2 protein-coding genes are annotated in these 2,572 nt (G+C 60.7%); one reads left to right on the plus strand and one right to left on the minus strand.

Annotated features, from left to right (window positions below; all coding sequences use genetic code 11):
* Nucleotides 1–370 precede the first annotated feature (370 nt).
* Nucleotides 371–1,444: a site-specific integrase gene (locus EOA27_RS31415; protein WP_126078328.1), complete on the plus strand. Its 1,074-nt coding sequence runs from the start codon at nt 371–373 to the stop codon at nt 1,442–1,444.
* 53 nt (nt 1,445–1,497) lie between these two features.
* Here the strand turns inward: EOA27_RS31415 and EOA27_RS31420 are convergent, their stop codons facing one another.
* Nucleotides 1,498–2,409, minus strand: coding sequence for an alpha/beta hydrolase (locus tag EOA27_RS31420; protein WP_127258103.1), 912 nt, complete (start codon nt 2,407–2,409; stop codon nt 1,498–1,500).
* Nucleotides 2,410–2,572 lie beyond the last annotated feature (163 nt).

Consider the following 2,572-nt stretch of genomic DNA (forward strand, 5'->3'; position numbering starts at 1 on the left):
AAGTTGACTACGTCAATGCAGGCAGCATCGGCGAAGCCGATACCCGTGGCACGAACCACAACTGGACCGGTATTTCTGCTGGCGAAGACGACGCCATCGGCGGTCTCCTCCGCTTCCAGCGCTCCTTCTAAGGGCTGGACCGCAACTGAAATCCGGCCCGGGCGTCTCCACGCCCGGGCCGTTTTGTTTTCGCGATTGGTCGAAGCAAACGAAAGGATGGGGGTGAAACGGTAAGCTGATCGGGTCTGTGGAGCGACTTTGTGGGATCCGCCACCGGCGGATGTGGTTGGCCGCAAGATTCGAAAACTCTTGAAAGGACATCTCCGAACGGTTAGGGCTGAAGGCTTAACCACAGGGGGTGTGGCTAAAAATGTCGAACGAAGCGATTCAAGAGGGAGAACCCTCTGGTCATTTTGCGGTATTTTCTTCTCAGAACTCGAAGTTTAGGTACACCTTCAACAAGATCCGGGAAGTAAAATCGCACAGGATCGGGGAACTCTTTGCAGCATACCGGGATATACTCTGGGATGATGGGCGGCATAAATACAATGTCAGCTCTTTCATCGGTGAAATAGACGAGATCCTTCTCGGAGAGCGTTTCAGCACCTTTGACCAGAACACCCTGGACAATCTTATCGGTACCTTGCGCCAGCGCGGGAACAGCAACGCAACCATCAATCGCAAGATGGCTGCACTCAGCAAGCTGCTGCGCAAGGCTCACAAGATGGGAGATATCCACAGCCTGCCTGAGTTCCGCCGCCAGAAGGAGCGGGCAGGACGGATTCGTTTCCTAGAAAGGGACGAAGAGGCAAGGCTGTTCGCCGCCATCAGGAGCCGCAGCGAGGATGCTTACAGGCTCTCCGTCTTCCTGGTCGATACCGGCTGCCGCCTCGGCGAGGCGCTCGGCCTGATCTGGAACGACATCCAGGAGCATCGCGTCTCCTTCTGGATCACCAAATCCGGCCGCAGCCGCACCATTCCGATGACCGAACGGGTCAAGGAGGTGATTAAGCTGCCGCCGAACACCGAAGGACGCCGGCCGAAGGGCCCGTTCACCAAGCTCAGCCAAGCGCAGTACCGCGCGATCTGGAACGAGGCGAAGACGGAAGTCGGTCTCGGCGCCGATGAGCAGGTGGTGCCGCACATCCTGCGTCACACTTGTGCTTCCCGCCTCGTTCAGGGCGGTATCGACATCAGGCGCGTCCAGATGTGGCTTGGCCACCAGACGCTGTCGATGACCATGCGTTACGCGCACCTCGCCACCAACGATCTTGATGGCTGTGTCGTCGTTCTCGAGAAGCCGCGTGCCGATCAGGCGCCGAGCGCCGCGGAGAACTCCGTCTTTGCCTCTCCCCTGACCGCGCCGTCACCTGGCAAAGCCGCTCGCAAGGAGAGCGGAGCGGAGCCGGCAAAGGCGCGGCGCAAGAGCTCCAAGGGCAAATAGGCACGCGCCGCGTGCCGGAGAATATATATTTTATTGACAAGCCCGAGGTTGAATTAGTCTCGGGCTTTACTTTGTTTTGATTCGCGCTCTGCCCGATCGAGGAAATCCGCAATCTCCCGCAGCAGAGTGCCGGTTTCCAGAAAGGGAGCGTGTCCCTGACCTTCGACGGTGATCGTCTCCATGCCGGGATGACGTATTCCCATCTCCTCGACGCTCGCAGCTGATAATAGTTTTGAATTGCCGCCGCGAATGGCAAGCAGCGGCACGGCGGCCAAAGCATCGAACTGCGGCCACAGACGCGGCAACGGCTTGCTGAAATCGATGCCGGCCAGCGTGTCGACCAGGGCTGGATCGAAATCCGGCACCCAGCCGGCCGCCGTCTCACGGCAGATTGCCCGCACCATCCGGGCCCAGTCGGCGTCGGTAAGCGCCGGGAAATCGGCGCCATGCACGCGCCGCTGGGTATCCACCGCCTCGGCGAACGTCTTCGGTTTCGGCGCACGGTCGAGATAGGAGCGGATATGGGCTAGACCCTCCGTCTCGATCACCGGCCCGATATCGTTCAGCACGATGGCCTTCAGCACGGCCGGCTTCAGCGCGCCGAGCACATGGATGATCAGGCCGCCACGCGACGTGCCGACGAAGGCTGCCTGCTCGACGCCGAGCGCCGACATCCCGGCAAGCACGTCGCCGGCCTCGACCCCGACATTGTAGTGGCCGATATCGGGATCGTGGTCCGACTGGCCCCGGCCGCGGTAGTCGAACGCGATGACCTTGCGGGGGTTCTCCACCTTGCTGGAAAGATGGAGCGCCAATTCATGGAAGTCGCGGGCATTGCGGGTGAGGCCCGGCAGGCAGATGACCGGCCAGCCGCCGGTGTTCGCCTCGCCATAGATCCGGGCATGGAGCTTCAAGCCGTCAGCTGCGGGATAGAAGAAGTCGGAGAAACCTTCGTCGCTCGCCATGCTGTCCTCGCTTGGGGGGTGACCGACAGCTACAGGCGAGGGCAGGGATCGTCAAACGGGTAGCTCTTTCCTTCTCCCCTTGTGGGGTGAGAAGCGGCCGCGTTAGCGGACGAAAAGCCAATTGCTTGGCTTTTCGAGCTTCGAACGCCCTGAGCCTGCGAAG

Source organism: Mesorhizobium sp. M2A.F.Ca.ET.037.01.1.1, from assembly GCF_003998075.1.
Taxonomy (GTDB): domain Bacteria; phylum Pseudomonadota; class Alphaproteobacteria; order Rhizobiales; family Rhizobiaceae; genus Mesorhizobium.

Coding starts and splice junctions, on each gene's coding strand:
- EOA27_RS31415 (WP_126078328.1), top strand. CDS start 371: ATGTCGAACGAAGCGATTCAAGAGGGAGAACCCTCTGGTCATTTTGCG.
- EOA27_RS31420 (WP_127258103.1), bottom strand. CDS start 2,409: ATGGCGAGCGACGAAGGTTTCTCCGACTTCTTCTATCCCGCAGCTGAC.